The sequence below is a fragment of the Enhydrobacter aerosaccus genome, assembly GCF_900167455.1.
Classification (GTDB): Bacteria; Pseudomonadota; Alphaproteobacteria; order Reyranellales; family Reyranellaceae; genus Reyranella; species Reyranella aerosaccus.
Map to the genome: position 1 here is coordinate 844,455 of NZ_FUWJ01000002.1, position 26,474 is coordinate 870,928.

The 26,474-nt window shown below is 65.4% G+C and carries 31 protein-coding genes, 2 pseudogenes and 1 riboswitch; of the genes and pseudogenes, 11 read left to right on the top strand and 22 right to left on the bottom strand.

The window, feature by feature from the left end; genetic code table 11:
- Positions 1-7: 7 nt before the first annotated feature.
- Positions 8-259, top strand: coding sequence for a molybdopterin converting factor subunit 1 (gene moaD, locus B5D62_RS13260; protein WP_085934319.1), 252 nt, complete (start codon positions 8-10; stop codon positions 257-259).
- 5 nt (positions 260-264) lie between these two features.
- Positions 265-738: a molybdenum cofactor biosynthesis protein MoaE gene (locus B5D62_RS13265; protein ID WP_085934764.1), complete on the top strand. Its 474-nt coding sequence runs from the start codon at positions 265-267 to the stop codon at positions 736-738.
- Between the two features lie 29 nt (positions 739-767).
- Here B5D62_RS13265 and B5D62_RS13270 read toward each other — a convergent pair whose 3' ends face one another.
- Positions 768-1,175: a hypothetical protein gene (locus B5D62_RS13270; protein WP_085934320.1), complete on the bottom strand. Its 408-nt coding sequence runs from the start codon at positions 1,173-1,175 to the stop codon at positions 768-770.
- Between the two features lie 194 nt (positions 1,176-1,369).
- On the opposite strand from B5D62_RS13270, the gene B5D62_RS13275 reads away from it, so the two are divergent.
- On the top strand, positions 1,370-2,113 hold the full coding sequence (locus B5D62_RS13275; RefSeq protein WP_085934321.1) for a bestrophin-like domain: 744 nt from the start codon (positions 1,370-1,372) through the stop codon (positions 2,111-2,113).
- Between the two features lie 27 nt (positions 2,114-2,140).
- Here B5D62_RS13275 and B5D62_RS13280 read toward each other — a convergent pair whose 3' ends face one another.
- The 9 genes from B5D62_RS13280 to B5D62_RS13320 form a co-directional block, all read right to left on the bottom strand.
- A complete protein-coding gene (locus B5D62_RS13280) occupies positions 2,141-2,386 on the bottom strand; it encodes a DUF2630 family protein (RefSeq protein ID WP_085934322.1) in 246 nt (81 codons plus the stop codon).
- 33 nt (positions 2,387-2,419) lie between these two features.
- Positions 2,420-3,388 (bottom strand): HesA/MoeB/ThiF family protein, encoded by a 969-nt coding sequence (locus B5D62_RS13285; protein WP_085934323.1) that lies wholly within the window; start codon positions 3,386-3,388, stop codon positions 2,420-2,422.
- Positions 3,385-3,987, bottom strand: coding sequence for a thiamine phosphate synthase (locus tag B5D62_RS13290; protein WP_085934324.1), 603 nt, complete (start codon positions 3,985-3,987; stop codon positions 3,385-3,387). The genes B5D62_RS13285 and B5D62_RS13290 overlap by 4 nt, the downstream gene beginning before the upstream one ends.
- A gap of 2 nt (positions 3,988-3,989) precedes the next feature.
- Entirely contained in the window at positions 3,990-4,763 is a 774-nt protein-coding gene (locus B5D62_RS13295; RefSeq protein WP_085934325.1) for a thiazole synthase, read from the bottom strand.
- A gap of 3 nt (positions 4,764-4,766) precedes the next feature.
- Entirely contained in the window at positions 4,767-4,964 is a 198-nt protein-coding gene (gene thiS, locus B5D62_RS13300) for a sulfur carrier protein ThiS (protein WP_085934326.1), read from the bottom strand.
- Positions 4,933-5,952 (bottom strand): FAD-dependent oxidoreductase, encoded by a 1,020-nt coding sequence (locus B5D62_RS13305; protein ID WP_085934327.1) that lies wholly within the window; start codon positions 5,950-5,952, stop codon positions 4,933-4,935. Before B5D62_RS13305 ends, thiS begins: the two co-directional genes overlap by 32 nt.
- A riboswitch (TPP riboswitch) is annotated at positions 5,948-6,066 on the bottom strand. It overlaps the preceding gene by 5 nt.
- 98 nt (positions 6,067-6,164) lie before the next feature.
- Entirely contained in the window at positions 6,165-7,514 is a 1,350-nt protein-coding gene (locus B5D62_RS13310) for an ATP-binding protein (RefSeq protein WP_170920921.1), read from the bottom strand.
- Between the two features lie 10 nt (positions 7,515-7,524).
- Positions 7,525-8,187, bottom strand: coding sequence for a response regulator (locus B5D62_RS13315; RefSeq protein WP_269435099.1), 663 nt, complete (start codon positions 8,185-8,187; stop codon positions 7,525-7,527).
- 44 nt (positions 8,188-8,231) lie between these two features.
- Positions 8,232-8,732 carry a MarR family winged helix-turn-helix transcriptional regulator gene (locus B5D62_RS13320; RefSeq protein ID WP_085934329.1) on the bottom strand — a complete coding sequence of 167 codons (501 nt, stop codon included), beginning with the start codon at positions 8,730-8,732 and terminating at the stop codon, positions 8,232-8,234.
- A 295-nt stretch (positions 8,733-9,027) separates the two neighbouring features.
- Here B5D62_RS13320 and B5D62_RS33750 point away from each other — a divergent pair.
- Together B5D62_RS33750 and B5D62_RS33755 are read left to right on the top strand one after the other, a co-directional pair.
- Positions 9,028-9,870: pseudogene (locus B5D62_RS33750) on the top strand (branched-chain amino acid aminotransferase); the annotation flags it as partial.
- A gap of 87 nt (positions 9,871-9,957) precedes the next feature.
- Positions 9,958-11,052 carry a branched-chain amino acid aminotransferase gene (locus tag B5D62_RS33755; RefSeq protein ID WP_170920957.1) on the top strand — a complete coding sequence of 365 codons (1,095 nt, stop codon included), beginning with the start codon at positions 9,958-9,960 and terminating at the stop codon, positions 11,050-11,052.
- 21 nt (positions 11,053-11,073) lie between these two features.
- Here B5D62_RS33755 and B5D62_RS13330 read toward each other — a convergent pair whose 3' ends face one another.
- From B5D62_RS13330 to B5D62_RS13350, 5 genes are all read right to left on the bottom strand, one after another.
- Positions 11,074-11,412 carry a tRNA-binding protein gene (locus B5D62_RS13330; protein ID WP_085934766.1) on the bottom strand — a complete coding sequence of 113 codons (339 nt, stop codon included), beginning with the start codon at positions 11,410-11,412 and terminating at the stop codon, positions 11,074-11,076.
- 85 nt (positions 11,413-11,497) lie between these two features.
- Complete coding sequence (locus tag B5D62_RS13335) at positions 11,498-11,932, bottom strand: phasin family protein (protein WP_085934331.1); 435 nt, start codon at positions 11,930-11,932, stop codon at positions 11,498-11,500.
- 130 nt (positions 11,933-12,062) lie between these two features.
- Positions 12,063-12,674, bottom strand: a complete 612-nt coding sequence (locus B5D62_RS13340) for a helix-turn-helix domain-containing protein (protein ID WP_085934332.1) — start codon at positions 12,672-12,674, stop codon at positions 12,063-12,065.
- On the bottom strand, positions 12,671-13,468 hold the full coding sequence (gene proC, locus B5D62_RS13345; protein ID WP_085934333.1) for a pyrroline-5-carboxylate reductase: 798 nt from the start codon (positions 13,466-13,468) through the stop codon (positions 12,671-12,673). Before proC ends, B5D62_RS13340 begins: the two co-directional genes overlap by 4 nt.
- Positions 13,469-13,492: 24 nt before the next feature.
- Positions 13,493-14,227 carry an enoyl-CoA hydratase/isomerase family protein gene (locus B5D62_RS13350; RefSeq protein WP_170920922.1) on the bottom strand — a complete coding sequence of 245 codons (735 nt, stop codon included), beginning with the start codon at positions 14,225-14,227 and terminating at the stop codon, positions 13,493-13,495.
- 67 nt (positions 14,228-14,294) lie between these two features.
- Here B5D62_RS13350 and B5D62_RS13355 point away from each other — a divergent pair, with 67 nt between their 5' ends.
- The 4 genes from B5D62_RS13355 to B5D62_RS13370 all read left to right on the top strand — a co-directional run bounded on the left by B5D62_RS13355 (position 14,295) and on the right by B5D62_RS13370 (position 20,116).
- Entirely contained in the window at positions 14,295-14,552 is a 258-nt protein-coding gene (locus tag B5D62_RS13355) for an accessory factor UbiK family protein (RefSeq protein ID WP_218191051.1), read from the top strand.
- 86 nt (positions 14,553-14,638) lie between these two features.
- The gene (locus B5D62_RS13360; protein ID WP_085934335.1) at positions 14,639-16,654 is read left to right on the top strand and encodes a hydantoinase/oxoprolinase family protein; all 2,016 of its coding nucleotides are present in this window, start codon (positions 14,639-14,641) and stop codon (positions 16,652-16,654) included.
- Complete coding sequence (locus B5D62_RS13365) at positions 16,651-18,321, top strand: hydantoinase B/oxoprolinase family protein (protein WP_085934336.1); 1,671 nt, start codon at positions 16,651-16,653, stop codon at positions 18,319-18,321. Before B5D62_RS13360 ends, B5D62_RS13365 begins: the two co-directional genes overlap by 4 nt.
- 349 nt (positions 18,322-18,670) lie before the next feature.
- Entirely contained in the window at positions 18,671-20,116 is a 1,446-nt protein-coding gene (locus tag B5D62_RS13370; RefSeq protein WP_085934337.1) for an MFS transporter, read from the top strand.
- 53 nt (positions 20,117-20,169) lie between these two features.
- Here the strand turns inward: B5D62_RS13370 and B5D62_RS13375 are convergent, their stop codons facing one another.
- Positions 20,170-21,255 (bottom strand): autotransporter outer membrane beta-barrel domain-containing protein, encoded by a 1,086-nt coding sequence (locus B5D62_RS13375; RefSeq protein WP_170920923.1) that lies wholly within the window; start codon positions 21,253-21,255, stop codon positions 20,170-20,172.
- On the opposite strand from B5D62_RS13375, the gene B5D62_RS33370 reads away from it, so the two are divergent.
- Positions 21,254-21,679: a hypothetical protein gene (locus B5D62_RS33370; protein WP_170920924.1), complete on the top strand. Its 426-nt coding sequence runs from the start codon at positions 21,254-21,256 to the stop codon at positions 21,677-21,679. The two genes, B5D62_RS13375 and B5D62_RS33370, sit on opposite strands and share 2 nt — an antisense overlap.
- Here the strand turns inward: B5D62_RS33370 and B5D62_RS13380 are convergent.
- Together B5D62_RS13380 and B5D62_RS13385 are read right to left on the bottom strand one after the other, a co-directional pair.
- Positions 21,660-22,367: an NAD(P)H-dependent oxidoreductase gene (locus B5D62_RS13380; RefSeq protein ID WP_085934339.1), complete on the bottom strand. Its 708-nt coding sequence runs from the start codon at positions 22,365-22,367 to the stop codon at positions 21,660-21,662. The genes B5D62_RS33370 and B5D62_RS13380 overlap by 20 nt on opposite strands.
- Before the next feature lie 57 nt (positions 22,368-22,424).
- Positions 22,425-22,844 (bottom strand): MAPEG family protein, encoded by a 420-nt coding sequence (locus tag B5D62_RS13385; protein WP_085934340.1) that lies wholly within the window; start codon positions 22,842-22,844, stop codon positions 22,425-22,427.
- A 133-nt stretch (positions 22,845-22,977) separates the two neighbouring features.
- On the opposite strand from B5D62_RS13385, the pseudogene B5D62_RS13390 reads away from it, so the two are divergent.
- Positions 22,978-23,361, top strand: a pseudogene (locus B5D62_RS13390) (winged helix-turn-helix transcriptional regulator); the annotation flags it as partial.
- Between the two features lie 52 nt (positions 23,362-23,413).
- On the opposite strand, the gene B5D62_RS13395 reads toward B5D62_RS13390, so the two are convergent.
- The 4 genes from B5D62_RS13395 to B5D62_RS13410 are packed head-to-tail and all read right to left on the bottom strand — an operon-like array spanning position 23,414 to position 26,432.
- On the bottom strand, positions 23,414-24,346 hold the full coding sequence (locus tag B5D62_RS13395) for an aminotransferase class IV (RefSeq protein ID WP_085934341.1): 933 nt from the start codon (positions 24,344-24,346) through the stop codon (positions 23,414-23,416).
- 12 nt (positions 24,347-24,358) lie between these two features.
- Positions 24,359-25,099, bottom strand: a complete 741-nt coding sequence (locus tag B5D62_RS13400) for an amino acid ABC transporter ATP-binding protein (RefSeq protein ID WP_085934342.1) — start codon at positions 25,097-25,099, stop codon at positions 24,359-24,361.
- On the bottom strand, positions 25,096-25,755 hold the full coding sequence (locus B5D62_RS13405) for an amino acid ABC transporter permease (RefSeq protein WP_085934343.1): 660 nt from the start codon (positions 25,753-25,755) through the stop codon (positions 25,096-25,098). Before B5D62_RS13405 ends, B5D62_RS13400 begins: the two co-directional genes overlap by 4 nt.
- Positions 25,755-26,432 carry an amino acid ABC transporter permease gene (locus B5D62_RS13410; RefSeq protein WP_085934344.1) on the bottom strand — a complete coding sequence of 226 codons (678 nt, stop codon included), beginning with the start codon at positions 26,430-26,432 and terminating at the stop codon, positions 25,755-25,757. The genes B5D62_RS13405 and B5D62_RS13410 overlap by 1 nt, the downstream gene beginning before the upstream one ends.
- Between the last annotated feature and the right edge of the window lie 42 nt (positions 26,433-26,474).

The following is a 26,474-nucleotide window of genomic DNA, read 5'->3' on the forward strand; positions in this document are numbered from 1 at the left end:
CGGCCGGATGAAAGTGAAATATTTCGCCTGGATGAAGCGCACCGTCGGCGTCGCTGAGGAACAAGTCGATGTTCCCGCCGACGTCCGCACCGTGGCCGACCTGGTCATGTGGCTGCGCGCGCGCAGTGCGGGCCATGCGGAGGCCTTGGCCGAAGGTGCTGCGTTCGGCGCCGCCGTCGATCACCGTACGGCGCCCTTCGACACGCCGCTTGCCGGTGCGCAGGAAGTGGCCTTCTTTCCTCCTTTCACGGGAGGCTGATGCCCATGTCGGTGCGCGTGCAGGAAGAGGATTTTGATGTCGGCGCCGAACTCGAGCGCCTGACGCGAGACAACAAGCGCATCGGCGGCTTGGCCGTGTTCGTCGGTCTGGTGCGCGAGATGCACGTCCGCGACGGCCTCCACCGCGACCGGATCGATGCGCTCACGCTCGAGCACTATCCGGGGATGACCGAAAAGGCCCTGGAAGAGATCGAAGACGAGGCCCAACGGCGCTGGCCGCTCGAGGCGACGTTGATCGTCCATCGCCATGGCAGACTGGCGGCCGGCGACCGGATCGTCCTTGTCGCGGTCGGATCGGCGCATCGCGAGGCCACCTTCGAGGCCTGCGAGTTCCTGGTCGACTGGCTCAAGACCAAGGCGCCGTTCTGGAAACTCGAAGACACGTCGGCGGGCGAGCAATGGGTCGGCGCGCACGAAGGCGACACCCAAGCTGCCGCGCGCTGGGAGAAGAAGGGCTAAGGCCAGTTGACCGGTATCTGGAGCCTGCGTCAGGCTCGACCCTGATCGACCCGCGCCGCCGCTCCCAAACGGCGTCGAGCAAGGTCGAGAATCTTCTGTTCGGACAGGTCGCTGCTCCGCTCGACGCCGACCAGCTTGGCCTGCAATGCCTCGGCGTGATCGTGAACGTACTTGCCGAACTCCGAAGCCGGCTTATCGCTGCCGACGATGACCCATCGCCCGGAGTCGTCGAGATCGCCCTCCACCGCCGCCAGCACCGCCTCGAAGAACTGCCGATCGTCGCGCAGATGCTCGTCCCTCACGTTGCCCGAATCCCGGGCGGCATGAGCACGGGCGTCATCAGCGGGAATGCGCTTCCGTTCCACCTTGTCGGCATCGAAGGCAAACAACTTGGCCTCGTGAGGTTGGATCCAGACCACCGCTCGACTATGCGCCATTTTGATCAACTCCCTGGTTCCCGAAGGGGAACGGCAGACGCCGGTCGGAGTTGCGAGCCGAGCACCCAGATTGGGCATGTGCCAACCGGCGAAAGCGTTGATCCGCTTTGTCGGCGATGTTAGAGAAAATTGCCGTGCACCTGCGGATTCTTGCGGGCGCTTCCCATGACCTTCGTGATTTGGCCAGTTCAAACGTGAGTCCCATCGCTTCGGCCGCAACGGCCTTCGGACTGATCCTCGCCAGTGCCCTGATCGGCATGTATCTCCGCTCTCGGCTTCCCGACCATCATCTGAATGGCGATTCAAAAGATGTCATAAAGCTCGCGACAGCACTCATCGCCACGATGTCGGCGCTGGTCCTGGCCTTGCTGTTCTCCGCCACCCGCACGTCCTTCGAACATAACAGCGCTTCCGTCAGTCGCATGACGGCCGACGTCGTCGAACTCGACCAGCTCCTGGACGAGTATGGCCCGGAGGCAAAATCGGTCCGCGCCGCGCTGCGTTCCGAGATCGAGCCGCTGATCGATTCGATCTGGAAGGACGATGCCGAGGCCCGCGGCGTGAAGCCGACGTCGAAGCCCCATAGCGAGACCACGCTCTACCTGATTCGCGGACTGACGCCCAAGAACGGCGTCCAGAGCTCGATTCAGGCCCGGGCCTTGCAGGTCAGCACCGATCTCTCGCAGACCTACATGTCATTGTTCGCCCAGCCCGCCGACTCGATATCCGCCACCTTCATGATCGTCCTGGTGATCTGGCTGATGTTCATCTTCGGCGTGTTCAGCATGTCGTCGGCACCGAACGCCACATTGGGCATCGTGCTTTTCGTTTGCATATTATCGGCGTCGGCCGCGCTTTATCTGATCATGGAGCTAGGCCTGCCGTTTGGCGGCCTGATGCAGGTCTCCAACGAAGGCTTGCGCAACGCGCTGCACTGATCAGGCGGCTGGCCCCAGCGCGGCGTGTCAGCCCTGGTAGTTCTCGACGGTCTTGGCGGACCGCACCTCGGCGTCATCCGGATTGCGGCCGAACTCCCGCAGGGCGCGGCGCTGCCGCAGCAGATCCCAGCAGCGATCCAGTTCGACATTGATCTTGCCGAGGCGCTGCTTGTCGGCATCGGAGATCTCGCCCTTCTCGTAGAGCTCCTTCTCTTCCGCCACCAATCCCTCGATGTGATGAAGGACGATCGTGTCGGTCGTGTGCTGGCCCATGGCGAACTCCTTCGTGAAAGAGGACGTATCTTGCTACCCTAGGGCGACCAAGGCCAGGTTGGCCAATCCCCGCTCCCGCAGCCGATCCGCGGCCATCAGCGCCCGCTGGCCGCTACGGCAACACAGCACAATGCGCGCGGACGGCAGAGGTTGCGTGACGAGTTCGTCGATGTGATCGACATCGAGCCGCCGCGCCGCCGAAAAAGGAGAAACCGGCGCTTCATCGAGGCCACGCAGATCGACCACCAGATCGTCGTCCCTCACGCCGGAAGGAGCGATGAACGGCACGGTCGCCTCCGCCTCCGGACTGCCTTCGAAACCGAACCCGCCGAAGACCAGCCGCTTGGCATCGAAGGTCACGACCCGTCCCAGCGGCGAGGGCTCCATGCCGAGCAGCAGGTTCAACACGATGTGGGCCTGCAGGCTGCCCAGAACCGCGACGGCCGTGCCGAGGACTCCGACAGTGGCGCAGGTGCCCCCATCGATCGAGACCTCCGGAAAGACGGCACGATAGCTGGGGCTGCCGCCACAGAAAGCGCCGACATAGCCCGTCAGACCGATCACCGAGGCACTCACCAGAGGCTTGTTCGCGACGTGACAGGCATCGCTCAGGATGTAGGTCGCGGCAAAGCTGTCGGCGGCATCGACGACGATATCGGCTGCCGCCACCAGTCGCTCGACATTCTGCGGCGTCAGGCGCTCGACCACGGCCTCCACGACGATACCGGGATTGAAGCGCTGCAAGACAGCACGCGCCGCTTCTGCCTTCGGTCGGCCGATATCGAACATCGCATAAAGCGGCTGGCGATGAAGATTGGTTTCCTCGACCGTGTCGTGATCGACGATCGTCAGATGGCCGATCCCCGCTCCCGCAAGATACTGGAGCACCGGGCAGCCGAGCCCACCCGCGCCGACGACCAGCACCGACGCCGCGGCAAGCTTCGCCTGGCCGGCAACGCCGACCTCGCCCAGGATGGTCTGGCGGGCATAACGATCGGTCATGCGGCTACTCTCGTCGCGGCGATCCAGGCCCTGGTCTGCCCCAGCGGATCGGCGTGATTGACGATGTCACCGACGACGGCCGCCGAATCGGCGCCGGCCGCCAGGCAGAGCCTGGCGCGCTCCACGGTCAGACCGCCGATGGCGACCAGCGGCTTGTTGCCGATCATTTTCTTCCACTCGGCGATCCGCTCCAGTCCCTGCGGCGCCCAGGGCATCTTCTTGAGCAGCGTCGGATAGATCGGTCCCAGCGCCACGTAGTCGGGATCGGCCGCCAGGCCCTTCTCGAGCTCGGCATGATCGTGTGTGCTGACGCCCAGCAGCAGGCCGGCACGGCGGATCGCCCTCACGTCAGCATCGACCAGATCCTCCTGGCCGAGATGGACCCAGCGACATTTCTCGTCGATCGCGATTCGCCAGTAATCGTTGACGATCAAATCGGCGCCGTGCGCCTCGCACACCGCCTTGGCCTCGCGCACCTGCCGGCGCAGCTCATCCTCAGGCTGGTCCTTGATTCGCAGCTGGATGAATCGGGCGCCGGCCGGAACCAGGCGTGCCACCCAACCCGCATCCGGAACGACAGGATAGAACGGATCGATCATCTTCAATCCCCAAGTGCGGCGCGGCCGATCGTCGGCGTCGACGGTACCGCCATATCGCGCGGCTCCATGGGCTGTGCCTTGAAGGCCATATGGCCCGCCTCGATCGCCAGCGCAAAGGCCTTGGCCATGGCAACGGGATCGCCGGCCTCGGCCACCGCGGTGTTGAGCAAGACCGCGTCGTAGCCGAGTTCCATGGCGGCGGCCGCGTGTGACGGCACGCCCAGCCCGGCATCGACCACCAGCGGAATGTCCGGGAAATGGGCCCGCAGCGCCTTGAGGCCATAGACGTTGTTCAACCCGCGGGCCGAACCGATCGGCGCTCCCCACGGCATCAGCACACGACTGCCAGCCTCTACCAGGCGATCGGCAACCGAGAGATCCTCCGTCGTGTAGGGGAACACTTCGAACCCTTCCTCCGTCAGGATGCGGGCGGCCTCGACCAGGCCAAAGACATCGGGTTGCAACGTGTCGTCGTCACGGATGACTTCGAGCTTGATCCAGGGCGTGTCGAACAGCTCGCGCGCCATATGGGCGGTGGTGACCGCCTCCTTTACCGAATGGCAGCCGGCCGTGTTGGGAAGCACGCGCACACCCATGGACCGCACCAGAGCCCAGAAGCTTTGACCACTGCGCTCCGGCCCCGACTCGCGGCGCAGCGACACCGTCACGACCTCCGCGCCCGAGGACTGGATCGCATCGGCCAGGATCTTCGGCGACGGATAGCGCGCCGTACCGAGCAGCAAGCGCGACTTCAGGTCGACACCATAGAAGGCCATGGCTCAGCCTCCCTGCATGGGCGCCACGACCTCGATCTTGTCGCCCTCGTTGACTGGCATTGCAGAGCGGGCAGTGGCCGCAACGAAGCGGCCATTCACCGCCGTCGCAATCTTGCGCCCGCCATAGCCCAGCGCGTCCAGGGTCACGGCGAGCGTGCCCGGCTCGACCTCACGCTGGTCGCCGTTGACGTAGATCCGCATCGATCATCTCCAAAGGAGGAAGCAGTTCGGCCGCGCTGTCGGCGACCTGTCGCGCCAGATCCGGCGCCAGCAGAAATCCGTGGCGATAGAGTCCATTCGGATGCAGCGTCCGGCCGATGCGGCGGACGGCCGGAATGTTGTCGGGGAAGGCGGGCCGCACATCGGCATTGATCTCGAGAATCTCGGCTTCGGCGAACGCCGGATGCAGCGCATAGGCCGCATTCAACAGCTCGAGTGTCGAGCGCACCGTCGGACCGCTGCGCGTGTCGCTCTCGATCATGGTGGCGCCCACCATGAAGACACCGTCGCCACGTGGCACGATGTAGAGCGGAATGCGCGGATGCAACAGCCGCACCGGCCGCGAGAACCGCACGTCGCGCGAGCGGATCACCAGCATCTCGCCCCGCACACCCCGCAGGTCCGTCAGCGCTTCACGCGCAGCAAGACCGCGGCAGTCGACCACCAGGGGCGCCTGGATCCCGGTCGGCGAGGCTTCCGTGCCAAAGCGGATCGGCACGCCCCGTCGGCGCAGCGCTTCCGCCAGGGCCATCAGGGCCCGACGCGGATCGACGTGCGCCTCTTCGGCGAAGAAAAGCCCCTGTCGGAATCGGCCGGCGAGATCGGGTTCGAGTTCGGCGATTCGCGCGCCATCGATACGCTCGTAGCGTTCGGTGCGATCGGCAAAGCGCGTCAGCTCGACAGTGTCGCGCGGATGGGCCACCACAAGGGTGCCCTCATGCACCGTGCCCGGATAATGCCGCGTCCACCAGGCAATGGAGGGTGCGCCCCGCGCGGCGATCACCGGATCGGTACCGGCCCGTTCGCACCACGGGGCGAGCATACCGCCCGCCATCCATGAACAGCAGCCGTCGCCCAGCGTGCGGCCCCGCTCGACCACTTCGACCGAGTACCCGCGCTCGCTCAATTCGAGGGCGCAGCAAAGACCTGCGACGCCCGCTCCCACGACAATGATTCTGGACTGACTCACCTGAAACTCCCGTTCCTTCGCCGGCATGACCCGGATCAGGTTCAAAGGGTTCAGCCGCAACCGGCTGTCTCAGACCGGGCTCCTGACGGAGACCGGACACCCCTCGGACGTCCCCTAAACAGACTGCGAGCGGCAGCGCCTGTCAAGACGGCAGGCTATGCCGCTTTCGCAGGAGCAGGCTGTCGGAGCTGCAAGCTTCCGGGTGGCTTAGTCTAGACGGGAAGCCGCACGATCACGCGCAGGCCGCCCAGAGGCGACGGCGCGAGTGACACGTCGCCACCATGGCTGCGCGCCACGTCGCGGGCGATGGTGAGGCCCAGGCCGACACCGCCTGTGTCGACATTGCGGGATTCGTCGAGCCGGTAGAACGGCCGGAACACATCCTCGTACCGTTCGGGTGGAATGCCCGGGCCGTCGTCATCGACCGTGATCTCGACGGAGGTCTTCGCCCGGACCGCCCGGATCTCGGCTCGCTTGCCGTGTCGCAAGGCATTGGCGACGAGATTGGTCAGGCAGCGCTTGACCGCCAGCGGCCTCAGTTCGACCAGCATGTCGCCCTGCCAGTTCACCTCGACCTTGGCATTGTCGCGGCGCGCGCCGGCCGCGACGTCTTCTAGGATATCCGAGAGATCGACCGGCTCGGTTTCCTCGTCGCCCTCGCCGCGCGCGAAGGCCAGGTAACCTTCGATCATGCGCTCCATGTCGGCGACGTCGGCGCCGAGTTCCTTGGTCTCGGGCGACTCGGGCAGCAGCGCCAGGGAGAGCTTCATGCGCGTGAGCGGCGTGCGCAGGTCGTGGCTGACGCCCGCCAGCATCTCGGTGCGCTGCTGGATCGAGCGGCTGAGCCTGATACGCATGGTCTGGAAAGCGGTGGCCGCATTACGGACCTCGCGCGTGCCGCCGGAGAAGGCGAAGTCGGGAATGTCACGTCCCTTGCCCAGCGCATCGGCGGCCACCCCGAGATGTTCGATGGGCACGAGTTCGCGCCGCATGAACCAGATCGCCAGCCCGAACAGGACCAATGCCAGGCCGAGCTGGGCCAGCACATACGCGAAGCTGGAGCCGAAGGTGAGGCGCACATGCGGCACCAGCACTTCCATCACATCGCCGTCGTTGAGCTGGATCTGCAGCAGCAGCTGGTCGCCTCCGACGTCGTTGTCGATGAAGTAGGGCCGCTTGAGATCCGCATCGAGCGCGCCCTGCACCTCGCGGGCGACGATGTCGAAATAGGCCGGCGGTTTGAATTCCTGGACGATGCCCTTGTAGAAGCGGACATAGAGCAGCAGATCCTGGGCGGCGTGGCTCGTGATCCAGGCGCGATGAACGTCGTCTGGAAAATCGGAGCGCATGGCGATCAGCATGCGCAGGTCGCGCACCAGCAGGAACGCCAGCCGGTTGGTCACGTTGTCGCCGCGCTGGCTGTAGAACCACCAGGCGCTCAAGGCCTGCAGCAACAGCATCGGCACGACAATGATGATCAGCGCGCGGGCAAACAGCGTCTGTGGAGAGTGACGATCCGCCCATTCGGCGATCGCCTCGAAACGGTCGCGGAGCCACTTCATCGGCCGGCGCTCATGCATCTACCAACCGGTAGCCCTGGCCACGAACCGTGCGCAGGTAGCGGGGAAAGCCGGGATCCGGTTCGATCTTGCGGCGCAGCCGGGTGACCTGCACGTCGATGGCGCGTTCGGTCATGCCGCCGCCCACGCTCTTGCACAGCGCCTCGCGGCTCAATGCCTCGCCCATGCGGGCGCTCAGCGCGCGCAATAGGGCAATTTCCGCTTCGGTCAGCGGCACGCGCTTGCCCTTCTGCGTGAGCTCGCCCAGCGCCAGATTGAACTGCATCGGCCCGAACGTGACGTTGCCCGGTTCCGCGGCGACCTCGGCTGGCCGCCCGCGCCGCAGCACGCTCTGGATTCGCAGCAGGAGTTCGCGCGGTTCGAACGGCTTGCTGAGATAGTCGTCCACACCCACTTCCAGGCCGGCGATTCGGTCCTTCGCTTCGCCCATCGCGGTCAACATCAGGATCGGCACGTCGTTCGTGCGGCGCAGTTCCGTCGCGAAGTCGAGGCCGTTCTGCCCCGGCATCATGACGTCGAGCACGATCAGGTCGAAATCAAGGACGCCCAATCGCTCGCGCGCTTCGGCCGCACTGCCGGCCACGGTGACGCGAAAGCCGCTGCGCGACAGGAACGACTTCAGCAGATCGCGCAGGCGGGTATCGTCGTCGACCACCAGGATATGCGGCAGATGCTTGCCAGGGGCGGACTCGATCTCGGTCAGCGGCCGCCTCCACGGACACGCCGGTCGACTTCGATCCGCTCCACCGGATCGAGGAGACCGAGCATCACCTTGCGAAAGCCTTCCACTGCATCCGCACCGGTCTCGCGATAGGCTCGAGCAAAGCGCTGGCTCTGGCGCTCCGTCAGCTCGCGCTCCAAGGCCTGGCCCCTTTCGGTGAGCCACAGCCGCCGCTCGCGTCGATCGCGTGGTCCACTCTTCTGCTCGACATAGCCCTGCTCCAGGAGATCCTTCAGCACGCGGCTGATCGATTGCTTGGTCACCTTCAGGATGGACAGCAGATGGCCCACCGTCTGGCCCGGATGACGGCCGATGAAATAGAGCGCGCGATGATGGGCGCGGCCGAGCTGGTAACTCTTGAGCAGCTGATCGATCTCGAAGGTGAAATCGCGATAGGCGTAGAACATCAGCTCGATGCCCTGTCGCAGCTCTTCGTCACGCAGAAACAGCGGGTTAGCGGGGGATCTCGTTTCGACCATGACTGACACGTCGGCTGCGTTGGCGCCCCTTATAGAGGCTGGGGCGCTGCGTTGATACCCATGAAGCCGAGGTTACAGACCGGCCTTCGTTCGGGACAGCCGGTCGTCACCGTCTTCGCGCAAGCATCTCCGTCCAGGAAAGGTTCAGCCTCCTTCCGCTAGCAAGAGAGGGTTGCTGACAGCGATATTGACATAGTCAGTGATGCTGACCTATTTAGACCAAAGATTGCGTATAGGTCGTCCCATTAGACCGATTAAGAATCTTCGGCGGAGATAAACGGCAATGTCATTATCGATGGCGGACCGCGACGGGTGGATCTGGCTGGACGGTGAATTGACGCCTTGGCGGGAAGCCAAGACACATGTCCTGACCCACGCCCTGCACTACGGATCGGCGGTCTTCGAAGGCGAGCGCATCTACGAGGGGCGCGTGTTCCGCCTCTCCGCCCACAGCGCGCGACTGGTCAATTCGGCTCGGCTGCTCGATTACGACCTGCCTTGGACGCGCGAGCAGATCGACGACGCCACGCGGGAGGTGGTGAAGGCCAACGGTTTGGCCTTTGGCTACATCCGGCCCATTGCCTGGCGCGGTTCGGAGGTGATGGGAGTCTCGGCCGTCGGCACCAAGGTGCATCTGGCCATCGCGCCGTGGGCGCAGGAAGGCCGATTGTCGGTTCAGGTGAAGCCGGGCGGCATCAGGGTCACGATGGCGAAGTATCGGCGGCCGTCACCCGAGGTAGCGCCCGGCGCCGCCAAGGCGGCGGGCCTCTATATCATCTGCGGCATCGAGAAGGACCGCGCGTTGAAGGCAGGCTTCGACGATGCCCTGATGCTCGACTGGCAGGGCCGATTGGCCGAGTCGACGGGAGCCAATGTGTTCCTGGTGCTTGGCGGGAAGCTCGTGACACCCAAGGTGGAGAACTTTCTCGACGGCATCACCCGGCGTGCGGTGATCGGCCTGGCCCGCAAGCGCGGCTGGGAGGTCGAGGAGCGCGCCGTGATGCCGCAGGAACTCGACGACGCCAGCGAAGTGTTCCTGTGCGGCACGGCGGCGGAGATCGTCCCCGTCGGTGCCATCGATCATCGGCATTATCAGGTCGGGCCGATGACCCGTACGCTGATGGCGGACTATGCCGAGCTCGTGCGCCAGCCCGATTGCGAAGGGTTCGGCGAATCTGTTCATTTCGCGACCTGTGCTACAGTTGAAAGAAACATCGAGAGAAAAATGCCCAATACGCAATCCGTGAAATTTGCGCGTGTCCCGCATCCGTCGCCGCTTCCAGCCGCCAAGCGGGCCGAACTCCTCAAGAATCCCGGCTTCGGTCGCGTCTTCACCGATCACATGGTGACGATCCATTACAGCGACGCCGAGGGCTGGCACGACGCCAAGATCGAACCGCGCGCCCCGATCCCGATGGATCCCGCCGCTGCCGTTCTGCACTACGCCCAGGAGATCTTCGAAGGCTTGAAGGCGTATCGCACCGCGGACGGCGGCGCGACGCTGTTCCGTCCGGAGGAGAATGCACGCCGCTTCCAGCAATCGGCCAAGCGCCTGGCCATGCCGATCCTGCCCGAGTCGGTGTTCCTCGAAGCCTGCGATCTGCTCGTCAGCACCGATCGCGCGTGGATTCCCGACGGAGATGGCAGCCTCTATCTGCGGCCTTTCATGTTCGCCAACGAGAACTTCCTCGGCGTGAAGCCCTCGTCCGGCTACCTGTTCATGGTCATCGCCTCGTCGGTCGGCTCCTACTTCAAGACCGATGCGCCGGCGGTCTCGGTGTGGGTCTCGACCGAGTACACCCGCGCCGCGCCGGGCGGCACCGGAGCCGCCAAGTGCGGCGGCAACTACGCTGCCAGCCTGCTGGCCCAGGCTGAAGCTACCAAGCATGGCTGCGACCAGGTCGTGTTTCTCGATGCCGTCGAGCAGCGCTGGATCGAGGAACTGGGCGGCATGAACGTCTTCTTCGTGTTCGATGACGGCTCGCTCTCGACCCCGCCGCTGGGGGGCACGATCCTGCCGGGCATCACCCGTTCGTCGCTGATCACCTTGGCCAAAGACAAGGGCATCAAGGTCCGCGAGGAACGTTACTCGATCGACCAGTGGCGAACCGACGCCGGGACCGGACGGCTGCGGGAGGCCTTCGCCTGCGGCACCGCGGCGGTCGTGACTCCGATCGGCACCGTCCGCAGCAAGGACGGCGAGTTCAAGATCGGCAATGGTGGCTCGGGCGCCAAGACCGAGGAACTCAAGGCCGCCCTCGTCGGCATCCAGCGTAGCCGCGCGCCCGATCCGCACGGCTGGATCCACAAGGTGTTCTAACCGCGGCGTTCCGTCGAGGCGCTAGAACAGCTTGCCGCCGTTGGGCACCGGCTTGTCGGGCGCGATCAACACGACCGCGCCATCCTGGTCGGGAAAGCCGAGGGTGAGCACCTCGGACATGAACTTGCCGATCTGCCGCGGCGGAAAGTTGACGACCGCCGCGACCTGCCGGCCGATCAGGCTTTCCGGCGTGTAGTGCACCGTGATCTGCGCCGACGACTTCTTGATGCCGATCTCGGGACCGAAATCGATCTCCAGTATGAGGGCAGGCTTGCGGGCGCCGTCGAGCGGACGCGCAGCTCGCACGGTGCCGACACGGATATCGACCTTGCTGAAGTCGTCGTAGGCGATCGTCGTCATGGTGCGCACCCTAGAGGCGCGCGCCCGAAAGAAAAGGCCATTCCTCGCAGAATGGCCTTCCCACAATCGACGCTTGTCGATGGACTTACTTCTTGGCGATCGCCGCCTTGACCTCGTCCGTCAGCTGGGCAATGCGCTCGTTCAGCGCATTGAACGCCTCGGTCTGACCCTTGGTGTAGAGGTCGCCAATCTCCTTGGCGTTGGCGAGCGCGGCGTCATACGACTTCTTGGCGAAGTCGATCTGCTTGGCGGCCTTCTCCTCGAAAGTGGCGGCGGCGAGCACTTCGCTGCCGTGCTTGGAGAAGTCTTCCATGGCCGCGCGGATCATGTCGCCCTGACGCTGCGCGATCGACTTCAGCGACTCGACGGCCGAGGTGCTGGCCGTGGTCACGGCGGCGAGGTTCTTGCGATTGGCCTCGACGATCGACTCGACGTTGAAGGCGGGGAACTTGAACTCACCGGCGATCTTGGTGAAATCGAAGTCGGTGAAGGGGTTCTTGAAGGCACCGTTGGCGTACATGGTTATCTCCTAGGGACTAGCAGCTTGACGAGACAGAAATCCGGCACCGTCATGTTGCGGTGCACAACGATGTGAAATCTATGTGTCGCCGGCCCGAAGTCAAGGCACTTTTGTGCATTGCACAAAATATTCACGGCGCAAGCGGCCGCCGATCGTCCCTCTGTGCCGAACTTGCAAATCTTTCAAAGGGTTGGGCCCACCGCTCCGCCGTCTTGAGGCGATTGTCCAGGGCCGCCATCGTCTTGGAGAGGTCCATGGTGTCGTCCTGGTCGAATACCCGGGACACGTCGTAATGGATGGCCAGCAGCCCGTGCTGGCGGACCAGACCGGCCAAGCCCTCGCTCGGCAACGCCGCCGCCTCGAGCATGGCCGCCATCGACCGCGCGAAAACCGGGCCGAGCGCCAGCGCCAGTATCGGGTCCCGTCGGGCTGCGCGCCGGATCGCCCGCACGGCCTCGCGATGAGGGCGCAGGGAGTCGTAGCGGCGCATCATGACGTCGAACAACCGATCACGCGCGGTCTCCTCCGGATCGCGCTGTTTTGGCGCCCCGCCCAGAACCTCCGCATCGATCCGAGCCATGAAAGCCCGGATCAGCGAGACCTTGTCGGGATGGACGCGATGGAGCTCCGCCAGGCCGAGACCGGAGGCCTCCGCCACGTCGCGCAACGTCGCCGCTTCGAAGCCCTTTTCGCCAATCAGCCGGAGAAAGGCTTCGAGCGCCCTGTCGCTTTCAACCGTCATCCCGCGAGTTCCTTCGACCGACGCGACGCGGCCGCCAATGCCTTGTCGAAAACCGGCTGAAGCCCATCGTCGGCCATCAGCACCTTGAGGGCCTCGGCCGTGGTGCCCCCGGGACTGGTCACGTTAACGCGCAGTTGGGCCGCAGGTTCAGCGGATTGCCGCAACAATTCACCGCTGCCGACCACCGTCGCCCGGGCCAGTTGCATCGCCATCTCGGGCGCGAGCCCGAGCTTCGTGCCTGCGGCAGCCATCGCCTCGACCAGCAGGAAGACGTAGGCCGGCCCGCTGCCGGACAAGGCCGTGACCGGATCCATCAACGCCTCGTCCTCGATCCAGACCGCCTGGCCCACGGCCTCCAGAAGCTCCTGGCACTTCTTCTTCTGCGCCTCGGAGACGCCGCCGCCAGCGGTCGCGACGGTGATGCCCTGGCGCACGGCGGCGGGGGTATTGGGCATGGCGCGCACGATCTTGGCCGACGGCCCGAGATGGCTTCTGAAGTATTTCAGAGTCTTGCCGGCGGCGATCGACAGGAAGACGGCGCCCTCCTCGGCGAAGCGCCGCAGATCGGACAGCACCAGATCCATGGACTGCGGCTTCACCGCCAGCACCACGATCTCCGGGGTCTCCCGCACCTCGGCCGAGGAGGCGACCGCGCACAGACCGGGCTTGTTCGGTCGCAAGGCCTCTGCCGGTTCGGCAACGATCACCTCCGACGCTGGCAATCCGCGCGACAACCAGCCATCGAGCATGGCGCCGCCCATCTTGCCGCAGCCGACCAGCAGAAGCTTACCCATCGATCTCTCTCCCTCCTGCCGCGTTCACCGGCCCTTGAATTGAGCCGGCCGCTTCTCGCGGAAGGCCGCCGCGCCTTCCTTCCGGTCCTCGCTGTTGGCGATCTGCTCGAGCTTGTAACGCTCGGGCACGAAGATCTCCGCTGGCCCCTTGGGAAGCGTCTGGTTCGCGAAATCACGCAGCGTGCGAATGACCAGCGGCGCCGAATTGGCGATGACGCTCGCCATGCGTCGCGCTTCTTTGCGCTCCTCGCCCTGCGGCACGATCTTGTTGACGAAACCGACATCGTAGGCGCGCTTGGCCGGAATCTCCTCGCCGAGCAGCAGCAACTCCATCGCCACCTTGTGCGGCATGCGCGAGACGATGCCGGGCATTAGGCCGCCGAACACGCCCACCTTGGCTTCCGGATACATGAACTTGGTCGTATCGGCCGAGACCATGAGATCACAGGTCATGACCATGCAGATTCCGCCGCCGATCACCCAGCCCTGCGTGGCGGCAATGACCGGCTTGCTGAGCTTGTGGCTGACATCCGGCACCGCTTTCCACATGGCGGGCGGCGGATTGTGGAGGTCGGCACCGACACAGAAAGAGGATCCGTCGGCCTGCAGGATCGCGACCTTGTCCTGTCCCGCCTCGAACGCGCGGTAGGCTTCGTACAACCCGTCGCAAAGCTCCTGGGTCAGGGCATTGCGTTTTTCGGCACGGGTCATGGTGATGGTAGTGATCCCTTCACTCGATTCGACTTTCACAAGGCTCACGGCGTCCTCCGGGTTCTTGCGCGGGATGCTAGCAGCCGACCATACTGACCGCATCAGGAGTCCCATCATGCAGACCCGCAATCCATTTATCGATGACCTCACCAAGCTCGCCAACGGCGCCATGGGCGCCCTGAGCGGCATGAAGGACGAGGTCGAAGCCCGCGTGCGCGACCAGATCGCCCGCATCCTCGACGGTATGGATATTCCGCGCCGCGAAGAGTTCGAGGTGGTCAAGGCCATGGCCGCCAAGGCTCGCGAGGAGAACGAAGAGCTGAAGAAGCAGATCGCCGACCTTCAGGCGAAGCTGGGTGCAAGCGGAAGCTGACGGCCAACGCTGTCTCATCGCTTGCTCAAGACCGGACTGATGCAGATGTCGTGATCAAACACATGCCGTGACCGGAAGGAAGACGCATGCGCGTGGGAGTCGAAGTCGGCGGAACATTCACCGATCTGGTTGCCGTTGAAGACGGCAAGGTGATCGTGACCAAGGTGCAGAGCACGCCGCGATCGCCCGACGTCGGCGCCTTCGCCGCCTTGACCGCCTCGGGCATCGACCTGGCCGGCATCGAGGATCTCGGACACGGCTCGACGGTGGCGACCAACGCCGTCCTCGAACGTAAGGGCGCGCCTGTCGCCTTCGTCGCCACGGCGGGCTTCCGCGACCTGCTCTTCATGCAGCGCCACGACCGGCGCAACATCTACGACCTGTTCTATGCCAAGCCGGCGCCGCCGGTGCGGCGCAAGGACTGTTTCGAGGCGGTCGAGCGGATGCGTGCCGACGGCGCGATCGAGACGGCGCTCGACGAGGCCGCTGTCCGTAGCGCATTGATCCCGGCCCTGCAGGCGGGAGGTTATCGCGCCGTCGCCATCTGCCTTCTCAACGCCTATGCCAATCCCGTCCACGAAAAGCGGTTGGCGGCGCTGATCACGGAAGCGCTCCCCGATCTGCTCGTCACCTGCAGCCACCAGGTTGCGCGCGAATTCCGGGAGTTCGAGCGCGCCTCGACCACGGTGCTGTCCGCCTATGTCCAGCCCGTGATCGATGGCTATCTTCTGCGCTTCGAGAACAAGCTCGCCGAAGCAGGCTTCAGCGGTCGCTTCACCGTCATGCAGTCCAATGGCGGTCGCTTGCCGGCCGAGGCCATGCGTCAGAGCGCCATCACCGCACTCTATTCCGGTCCCGCCGCTGGCGTGGTGGGCGCGACGCGCCAGGCGGCACGATCCGGTTTCAAGGACCTGATCACCTTCGACATGGGCGGCACCTCGACCGATGTCTGCCTGGTGCAGGATGGCCGGCCGTCGCTCGCCTCGGAGAGCGAGATCGACGGGCTGCCGATCCGCACGCCGGTGCTCGACATCGTGTCGGTCGGCGCCGGCGGCGGTTCGATCGCCTGGGTCGACGATGGCGGCATGCTGCGCGTCGGTCCGCAGAGCGCAGGTGCCGATCCCGGCCCAGCCTGCTACGGCCGCGGCGGGACCAGCGCCACCACGACCGATGCTCATGTCGTCACCGGTACCATCCGGCCGGCTGCCTTCCTGGGCGGCCGAATGAGGCTCGATGACACGGCAGCGCACAAGGCCTTCGAGCCGCTGGCGCAGCGCTTCGGACTCGGCGTCGAGCAGGCGGCATCCTCGGCGCTGCAGCTTGCCGATGCCAACATCGTCCGCGCCATCCAGCTGGTCTCGACCGAGCGTGGCCGCGATCCGCGCGACTATGCGCTGGTGCCGTTCGGCGGCGCAGGACCGCTCCACGCGGCGCGCATCGCCGAGGAGCTCGGCATCGCCACCATCGTCGTGCCGCCCAATGCCGGCGTGATCTCGGCCTATGGCCTCGTCGCCTCGGATTACACCAAGTTCGATGCCGTCACGCGCAAGATGAAGCTCGACGAGCAGGCGGCCCACGAAGCGGCCAGGCTGTTTGCCGAGATGCGAGCGCGGCTGGCGGCGCAGTTCGCCGACATGAAGCTGCCGGGCGATCTGGTCTACACCCACACGCTCGACATGCGTTTCGTCGGCCAGGCGTTCGAGGTTGCGGTGGAGATCCCGGCCGATCGGCTGGAGGCACTCGACGCCGGCTATATCTCGGAGCTGTTCGCCGAAGCTCATCATCGCACCTTCCTGCACGGCGCCACGCTCGACCGCCCGGTCGAGATCGTGACGCTGCGCGTGGGCGCCACACTGCCCATCGGGCTGCCGCCGCGGCTGGATCGCGAGGCGCTGGCCACGAAGCCGCCCGAGCGCACGCGCATCTTCCATGGCGAGCAGTGGATCGAGTGCGCACGCCATACGGCTGAGGCGCTGACCAAGGACGAACGCATCGAGGGGCCGGCCGTCGTCGAGGGCCATACCGCCACGACCTGGGTCCCGGCCGGCTGGATCGCCACGCTCGATGCCGCCGACAATCTCATCCTGCGGAGGGCCGCGTGAACACGACGCTCAATCCCATCGATTACGCCGTCATCAGCCAGGCCCTGATCGCGGCGGCCCGCGAGATGGGCGTGAAGCTGATCCGCTCCGCCTACTCCACCATCCTGCGCGAGGCGCGCGACGGCTCGGCGGGATTGATGGACCGTCACGGCAACACCGTCGCCCAGGCCGAGCTCATTCCCATGCAGCTCGGCCCGATCGGCGAAACGCTGCGCGCCTGCCTCAAGCGACATCCGGTCGACTCGCTCCGGGAAGGAGACTTCCTGATCAACAACGACCCCTTCGAGGGCGGGCAGCACATTCCGGACGTCTTCATCTTCACGCCGATCTTCGTTGCCGGCCGGGTGGTCGGTTTCGGCGCCTCGGTGGCGCATCATCTCGATCTCGGCGGCGGCGCGCCGGGTCTCAATATCCATGCCTCCGACGTCTATCAGGAAGGGCTGCGCTTCCCGCCCAGCAAGTACAGCTTCCCGCACGACTGGAACGGCGGCTCCTTCGAGCGGCTGGTGACCGCCAACGTGCGCGTGCCGGATCTCACCATCGGCGACTTCAATGCCCAGTTCGCCGCCAATGCGATCGGCGTGCTGCGCGTGAAGCAGCTCTGCGAGCGCTACGGCATCGACAAGGTCGAAACGGCGATGAAGGAGATGCAGGACTATTCCGAGCGACGTGTGCGCGCGGCCATCGCCCAGGCGCCCAAGGGCACCTTCTACGGCGAGGACGCGATCGACGACGACGGCCTCAGCGACGATCCGCTGCCGATCAAGGCCAAGGTGACGATCGCCGACGACTCGGTCGAGATCGATTTCGAGGGCACCTGCGCGCAGGTGAAGCGCAACCTCAACTGCCCCTACTCGAGCACCTTGTCGGCCACCCTCTCGTGCGTGAAGTCGGTGCTGACCAGCCCCGACATTCCCTACAACGAGGGCATGGCGCGGCCGATCCGGATCAAGGTGCCCTACGGCTCGCTCCTCAATCCGCGCCCGCCGGCCCCGGTCCGCGCCCGCATGATCCCGGCCTATCGCGTCTTCAATGCAGTGATGAAGGCGTTGGCGCAGGCGCTGCCGGACAAGGTCATCGCCGCCGGCTTCGACTGCACCACCGCCTTCTGCCTCAGTCATCTCGGCGAGAAGGGCTATAGTGTCTATCTCGAGATCTTCGGCGGCGGCTATGGCGCCTCCAGGAACGCCGATGGCTGCGACGCCGTCGATTCACCTCTCAGCAACTGCTCCAACGCGCCGGTCGAATCGCTCGACATCGATTACGACTTCTTCCGCATCGTCGGCTACGAACTGGCGCCCGATTCCTTCGGTCTCGGCGCGCGCCGCGGTGGCGCCGGGTTCCTGCGTCGCTGCGAGATCCTCAAGGACGACGTGCAGCTGGCGATCTACTCCGACCGCTTCCGCCTCGCCCCCGAGGGCCTGTTCGGCGGCGAGCCCGGCCAGCGTGGCTATTGCCGCATCTTCCGCGCCAACGGCACGGTCGAGGAATTGCGCAGCAAGGCCGCCGTCGATCTCGGCAAGGGCGACATCGTCGAAATGTTCGTCGGCGGCGGTGCCGGCTTCGGCCGTGCCAGCGAGCGCCCCGACTCGCTGATCGAGCGCGATCTCGCCGACGGCCTGCTCACCCGCGATCCGCGCGCAGCCGCAAAACTGGCCGCCGAATGAATGGCTGGTTACCGTCCGGTAATGCTTTAACAAAGGGAAAATCAAAAGGTCGCCCCTCCCGTCGCAACGGCGTCGGGACAGCTTATGCCTTGAGAAGCCATGATACCGATTCTGGTCTTCAACCACCGGCGGCCATAGGCTCGCACGACACTGTCTTCCGTTCAGGACGCCAGCGCGTGCGTAGGGGGAGCCATCGACTGTCCGAACCAGGGCGGGCCACGGCCCGGCTCTTCACGACGCTGCAATCTCGCCAGCCGACTATTCGGGCCGTCGCGCGGTCAATCCTGCAACCGGGCTCGCTTCTCCGCCAGGCGTTGCTCGAAATCAAATCGACGGAAGGCGCTATTGCATGACCGAACTCCGGCGCACCGTGCAGAGCTACATCGACGAGACTCCGGTGTGGCGCGACGGCACCGCGACCGGGCAGGTCCAGATGACGGCGATGCAGTGGCGGATCTGGCTGCTGGCTTCGGCGGGCAAGTTCTTCGAGGGCATGATCGTCTTCATGACCGGCGTCGCCCTGCCGCTGATGGTCAAGGAATTCGGCCTGTCGGCAACGGAGAAGGGCGTGGTCAGCGCGGCGCCGCTGGCCGGCATCATGCTGGGGACGCTCATGCTCGGCGGCATGGCCGATACGCACGGCCGCCGGCCGGTGTTCGTGATCGAGATCGCGGCCCTGGCACTGTTCCTCGTCGGCCTGGCGCTCAGTCCCAACCTTCCGCTGGTGGTGGTCTGCCTGTTCGGTGTCGGGATCGCGCTCGGCTGTGACTATCCGACCGCGCATCTCGTGATCTCGGAGAGCATCGCCAGCCAGAACCGCGGCAAGCTCGTGCTGGGAGCCTTCGCCTTCCAGGCCGTCGGCGCGCTGGCCGGCACGGCGCTGGGCTATCTCATCCTGGCCAACCTTGCCGATGTCGGCGCGTGGCGCTGGATGTATGCGACGGCGATCGTCCCGGCCCTCGCCGTCCTGGTCGGGCGGCTCACGATCTGCGAAAGCGGCCAATGGCTGGCCAGCAAGGGCCGCCGGGCCGAAGCGGAAGCCGCGATCGCGAGCCTGCTGGAGCGCGAGCCTCCCTATCCCCGCCACATCAGGCTCAAGGAACACGCGGCGCGCGCTCATGCTGGCCGCAACGACGGCTGGGGCTCATTGCTGACGCTGCCGACACGGCGCGCCATGATCCTGGCCTCGGTGCCGTGGTTCCTGCAGGACCTCGGCACCTACGGCATCGGCCTGTTCACGCCGACGATCCTCGCCAAGACGGTCGGCCACGAATACGATTTCGCGCGCAACATCAGCGCCGTCATCCAGCGCGACATGCTGGCGGCCAAGGGCGCGGCACTGATCGACGTGCTGCTGATCGTCGGCATCGTGGCCGCGGTCTTCCTTGCCGACCGCGTCGGCCGCATCAAACTTCAGGTGATCGGCTTCATCGGCTGCGCCGCCGGGCTCGCCCTCGCGATGCTGTCGCAGCAGACCGCCGAGCCGTGGCGCACGCTCATCCTGTTCGGCGGCTTCATGCTGTTCAACTTCATGACCAACGTCGGCCCCAACGCCCAGACCTACCTGCTGGCCGGCGAGGTCTTCCCGACCCATCTGCGCGGCAAGGGCGCGGGCTTTGCCGCCGCCGCCGGCAAGGTCGGCGCCGTGCTGACGGCCTTCCTGTTCCCGCTGCTGCTGGCGGGCTTCGGCGTGAATGTCCTGCTCGCGATGCTGATCGGCACGTCGCTGCTCGGCGCCGCGCTGACCTGGCGCTTCAGGATCGAGACGGCCGGGATCGACCTGGAACAGATCTGAGCCGGCACCGGGCGGCGCAAGGCTCCCTCACCTCGCGCCGCGATCGCCTGGGCTCACCACGTCATCCGCACGCCGGCCGAGAAGATGTGGCTGGTCGTGCCGCCGTTGAGTTCGCCATCGTAGCGGGCATAGAGGCGGGTGGCCTCGGCGATCTTCGTGGCAACGGCAAGGCCGAGAACAGCGCCGTCGCGCGGCGTGGTAACGGCACTGGAGGTCGTGAACCCGACTGCCGGCGCGCCGACAAAACTCACCGTCACAGGCGGGCTCGTGTCCGCGAATTCATGGCTCCAGCCGGCCTCGATACGCACATCCACCTTGGCGATGTTCCAGCCAACTTGTGTACCCAGCACGGTGCGCAGCGAGTTGGCCGTCTGCGCCGCGACGTTGAAGGCGAGCGGGCTGTTGCCGGACTCGGTGTAGGCGCTTTGCGTCACCGTGGAGCCTTCGAGGCGCGTGAACGGCGTCACGTAGGCATTGGTGACGTAGGTATCGGTGACAGCGGCATCGGTCACGGCGCCGAGGCTCACTTTGTAGCCGGTCTCGACGAAGCCGAAGAACTGATTGGATGCCGGACTGCCTTGCGCAACAACTGTGCCGCTCGGCAGCAGGATCTGACGCGTCGTGAGGTTCTGCCCATGGCCGTAGCCCACCGCGCCGCCGACGGAGAAGGCATTCTGCTGGAACCGGCCGTAGAGACCGACCTGCGCCGTGTTGCTGGTGCTCTGGCTCAACGCGGCCGAACTCCAGACGGTCGAATTCGAGTAGCCGATCATCACACCCGCCGTGAAGCGCGGGTCGAAGGCATAGTCGAGGCCCGCCATGAGCCCGCCGAGATTGTAGCTGGAGCCGGAGCCGCCATTGCTGGAATCGCCGGCGATGGTGCCGAACCCGCCTTGCCCGCTCAGCCATGCGCCAAGACGGCGCTCGCCATCACAGGAGAAGTCGCAGGCATCATCGGGCGCACCGTCGATGGCTGCCCGAGTGGCCCTGGCCAACAAGAAGACGGCGTCGACCACCTCCTTCAGCTGCTTCATCTGCTGAGTGGCCTGCTGCACAGTGGCTGACACCTGCTGACCGATCGCATAGATTGCCGCAGCCTGCTGCTGGGTCAAAGTTTGAGACGCCTGGCCGGTCAGCATGGCGATCTCGTTTTGGATTGCGGTCAAGTTGATGGCGCCGTTCGTCGGGGCCGACGTTGTCGTGCCACCGCTGTTCGTTGGGGTGTCGTTCGCCAGGGCCGGCGTTGCCGGCACGAGGCAAGCCATGGCCAACAATCCAAGAGCGAGCCGCCTCGGCGCTCGCCAACAATTCACGACTCTCCCCACGCGACTCTACTCCCCCGTCCTCACTGCAATCATAGTGGGCGAGAACAACTCCTGCGAGCACGCCTTCTGCGGCCGAATGACTTTTCAACCCGCGCCGTTAAAGAAACGGAAAAATAACGGTTACCAGATGCAACCATGCGCGAATGCCTCGACCTTCATCGGGCCCGAAGGATACGGCAAGCTGCCCCGAAACGACGATTCCGGCCGCCAACGCCACGCTAATCGCGGGCGGCTGTGAGAACGCCGTTCTCGTACAGCGCGGTCGCCAAGGGCTGGATGATGCGGGCCCGGTCGAGGTCCAGCAGACGTTCGTGGTAGCGGTCGAGATATCGGCGCCGTTCGTCTGTCTCGATGCGGCCGGGCGCATAGACGACGAAGGGCTCGATCACGGTGAAACCGGTAAAGCCGAATATGCCGCGATGGACCGGATACAGAATGTCCTCGACCTCGGCATAGACTCCTCGCTCGGAATAGGCCGCCCGGAAGCCGCCGACAGTCACGGCGCACATCGCTCGCTTGCCCTGAAAGACGCCGCGATCGAAATACCGTCCACCGCCATAGGCCCGACCGACCGCAAACACGCGATCGACCCAGCCCTTCAGGATAGCAGGCAAGCCGAGCCACCAGATCGGGAACTGGAAGATCAGCAGGTCGCAGCGCGCGAGCTTGTCCATTTCCGCCTGCAGTTCCGGCACGAAGCCGTCATGCGTGCTGGCATGCGCCTCCTCCGTCTGCAAGCGAAGCGTTCGCGAATCGGCGACGGTCATGAAATTGTGGCGGTTCGACACCGGATTGAAGCCCATCGCATAGAGATCCGAGACGACAACCTCATGGCCCGCCCCAGCGAGGGTTGCCTCGGCTTGCCGCGTCATCGCGGCGTTGAAACTACCAGTCTCTGGATGGGCATGGACAATCAAGACATTCATTACACACCTTGAAACGGCCACTCGCTTCGAGACAATCTGTCGGTTCGCACCGCCGGCTCAACTCCGCATCGTCACATCGGCGACGACAGTAACCGCGAGCATCACGACGAGGGCCGCGGTGCTGATCGCCGTTCCCAGAGCCCCGACGACTCGCGGCACGCTTGGCCCGTCCGTTCGTGCCAAGCCGATCACATGCGCGATCCTCGCAAGGACGAAGATCGTGGCGATCGCCGGCACAACGCGGCGCCACTCGCCAGCGACCTCGACCAGCACGAGCAGAATCAGAAATATCGGCAGGTTCTCGGCCAGATTTCCATGCATGCGAATGCGCCGGAGGAGACCGTTGTCGCCGCCGTCGCCCAACCCCGTCGAGAGTTGCGCCCGGCCAACCGAGGTCCAGAGCATCAGGGCGACCTGCAAAAAAGCAAGGATGACAGCCGTCGTCGCCGTGACGATGGGAAAGTTTGGCGGATTCATCGATACTCCTCTACCATTCACCAATGGTGGTGCATCGACTTCGATGCGTCCCGTTCCTTCCAGCGCTGTGGCACCCAATGGCGGTCGGAGACTACAGACCAATTTGTGCAATACGCACCTGATGGTAAGTGTGATGAAGCCCTTGAAGCATTTGCCGCCCCTTCCCGCCGAACGTGCACTCAAGGTCATTTCCGGCCGCTGGAAGGCCGTCATCCTCTATCACTTGCTCAGCGGCCCTCGTCGGCTATCCGACCTCACCCGCCTGATGCCGGCGATCAGCCAGAAAGTGCTGATCCAGCAATTGCGGGAGATGGAGGCGCATCGGATCGTCACCCGTGACATCTTTCGTGAGGTGCCACCCCGCGTCGAATATGAGGCGACAGCGCTCGGACGAAGCCTGGAATCCGTTCTCCTCGCCCTGTGCGAGTGGGGACGACTCCATGCCGCCGAACTGGACGAACTCGACCGGTTGGCGGATTGCGCGATCGCTTCGCTCCCCCGGACGGCCGGCGACCGAAACGACACGTCCATCGCCCGGGCCGCGACGGCTCCGCGCAAGCTGAAAAGCCCTAGAGTGCCCCGACGGATCGCAGATAGAGGTCGCTCGCTTCCTTCGTGACGGTGCCCGGGTTGCCGGTCCCGATAATGCGGCCGTCGACCTTCGTCACCGCGGTGACGCCGCCCAGCGTGCCCGTGACGAACGCCTCATCGGCGGAATAGACCTGGGCCAGGGTGAAGTCGCATTCGCGCGCGATGCCGCCGGCGGCCCGCCAGGCATCGATGACGTTGCGCTGGGTGATGCCCTTGAAGCTGTAGAGGCCGGTCGAGGTCCACAGTTCGCCGCGGCGGACGATGAAGAAGTTGGTCGAATTGCACGAAGCTACGAAGCCGCGCGGATCCAGCATCAGCGCCTCGTCGGCGCCGGCCTTGATGGCCTGGATCAAGGCCTGGATCAGGTTGAGCCGGCTGTGCGAGTTGAGATGCAAGTCGAACTGGTCCGGCCCGGTGGTGCGAAAGGTCGAGGTGAAGAGCGAATAGCCGCGCGCCTTGGCTTCGGGACGCGGCGTCTTGTACTCGGCCACGATCACGATGGTGGCCTTGCCGATGACGAAGCGCGGATCCTGATTGGGCGTGCGCTTGAGCCCGCGCGTCACCATCAGCCGGATGTGGGCGCCGTCGGTCATGCCGTTGGCGTCGAGCGTGTCCTGCACCGCCTTGACCACGCCGGCCCGATCGAGCCCGATATCGAGATCGATCGAACGCGCGCCCTCGAACAACCGATCCATGTGGGCCTCGAGGCTGATCAGCCGGCCCTTGACCAGCCGCAGCCCTTCCCACACGCCATCGCCGAGCGCGAAGCCCGCATCGAACACCGATACACGCGCCTCGTTGCGCGGCACGAAGGCGCCATTCACATAGACCAGCACCCGCTCGTTGCGCGGATCGTCGACATAGGCCTGAGCGCTTTCCTGATGGGCGGACGGAGGCTGGGGCGCGTTCATTGTTCCCTTTTCCTAGAAGCTGAATTGGCGATGGCTGGCGAGGAAGGCGCGGGTGCGTTCCATCCTCGGATGCTTGAGGACCTCGTCCGGCGTGCCCTGCTCGTGGATGCGCCCGTCGGCGAGGAAAATCACCCGTGTCGCGACGTGATAGGCGAAGCCGAGTTCGTGGGTGACCAGCAGCATGGTGCGACCTTCATCGGCGAGGCTGCGGATCACGTTCAGCACCTCGCCCACCAGCTCCGGATCGAGCGCCGAGGTCGGCTCGTCGAACAGCAGCAGCTCCGGATCCATGGCCAGCGCCCGCGCGATCGCCACGCGCTGCTTCTGTCCGCCCGAGAGATGGGCCGGGTAGGTCTGCGCCTTGTCGGCCAGCCCGACGCGCGCCAGTTCCTTCTCGGCACGGGCGCGCGCCTCGGCCGCCGACCAACGCCGCACCGTCCTCAGCCCCTCCATGACGTTCCCGAGAGCGGTCATGTGCGGGAACAGGTTGAACTGCTGGAACACCATGCCGACGCGCTGGCGCACGGCGATCAGGTCGCGCTCGCGCCGGCCGACGGCCTTGTCGTCGAGCACGATCTCGCCGGCGGTCGGCATCTCCATGAAGTTGAGACAGCGCAGCAGGGTGCTCTTGCCAGACCCCGAGGCGCCGAGGATGGCGATGCGCTCGCCGCGTTCGACGTCGAGATCGATGCCGTGCAGCACTTCGACCGTGCCGTAGCGCTTGATGAGGCCGCGGACGTGCAGGATGGTCATTCGTCCCTCTTGAGGCGGCGTTCCATCCAGTATGTGAACTGCACCAGCGGCCACAGCAGGACGAAGAAGATCACCGCGACAGTCGTGTAGGCCTCGATCGGGTTGAAGTTCAGCGAGGCGATCAGCTTGCCCTGCTGCAGCAGTTCAACGTAGGCAACAGCCGACGCGAGCGTCGACATCTTGAAGATCTCGATGGCGCGGTTGGTCAAAGCCGGCAGCATGCGCTTGATCGCCTGCGGCAGGATGATGCGGCGCATCGCCTGCCCCCAGCGCATGCCGAGCGCGCGTGCCGCGTCCCATTGGCCGCGTTCGATCGACTGGATGCCGGCGCGATAGATCTCGGCCGAGAAGGCCGCCGAGTTGAGCGAGATGCCGAGCGAGGCGGCCGCCAGCGGGCTGATCTCGAACGGCACGAGGATGGGCAGCGCGAAGTAGAACCACAGGATCTGGACCAGCACCGGCGTGTTGCGGAAGAACTCGACGAAGGCGGTGGCGGGCAGATAGAGCCACTTGCGGCGCGCATAGCGACCGAGACCGACCACCAGCCCGAGCCCGAGGCCAAGGACGAGGCAGATCGCGAACAGGCGCAGCGTGCCCACGAGGCCGACCAGCAGCGCGTCGCTGTTGGCCAAGACCGAGGAGAAATCCCAGCGCATCAGTGGACCGTCGCCTCGCCCCCGACCGCGAGCCGCCGCTCCAGGCGGCGGGCCAGCAGGCTGAAGCCGAAAATGACGACGAAATAGATCAGCGCCACGACGGTGAAGGTCTCGAGCGGCCGGAACGTCTTCTGCGCGATGTCGTTGGCGGCGAAGAGGAGATCGGCGTAGGCGATGGTGGCGACCAGGGTTGTGGTCTTCATCAGCTCGATCGCGCGCTCGAGGAAGGCCGGGATCATGCGCGTTACCGCCTGCGGCAGGACGATGCGGCGCAGTGCCTGTCGGTGCGACATGCCGATCGCCAGCGCCCCTTCCCACTGGCCGCGTTCGATCGAAACGATGCCGGCACGGAACACCTCGGCGAAGAACGCCGCCGACTGGATCGAGAAGGTGACGACCGCGGCCAGCAGCGGCGTCATCTCGACGCCGACGATCAGCGGCAGCGCGAAGAAGAACCAGAACAGCTGGACCAGCGGCGGCGTGGTGCGGAAGACCTCGATCACGAAGCCGGCCGGCCACGACAGCCAGCGCCGCGGGGACAGGCGCAGCAGCGCCAGCATCAGGCCGAGGACCAGCCCGCACGACAGGGATAGCGCCGTCACCTTGAGGGTGTTGACGAGCCCCTGCGCCAGCAGTGGCCAGTGCGCGAAGACCGGTGCGAAGTCCCACTGGTACATCAGGCGGGACTCGTCATGCCGGCCTGCGCCGATCCGGGTCGC